At 70.3% G+C, this 290-nt stretch carries 1 pseudogene; it reads left to right on the top strand.

The features are described from left to right. A pseudogene (locus KUM44_RS36065) lies at window positions 1-290 on the top strand (ABC transporter ATP-binding protein); the annotation flags it as partial.

Raw genomic sequence — 290 nt, 5'->3', positions numbered from 1 at the left:
CTGCTGCTGATGGACGAGCCGTTCGCGGCGCTGGACGCGATCACGCGGGACGTGCTGCACGACGAACTGACCCGTATCTGGCGGGAGACGGGGCTGTCGGTGCTGTTCGTGACGCACAACGTGCGCGAGGCGGTGCGGCTGGCCCAGCGTGTCGTGCTGCTGTCCTCCCGTCCGGGCCGCATCGCCCGGGAGTGGACGGTCGGCATCCCGCAGCCGCGCCGTATCGAGGACGCCGAGGTGGCGGAACTGTCGCGGGAGATCACCGAAGAACTGCGTGGGGAGATCCGCCG

Source organism: Streptomyces sp. AC550_RSS872, assembly GCF_019049285.1.
GTDB lineage: Bacteria > Actinomycetota > Actinomycetes > Streptomycetales > Streptomycetaceae > Streptomyces.
The sequence above is the reverse complement of the archived record's forward strand: the minus strand, read 5'-3'. Positions and strand labels throughout refer to the sequence as shown.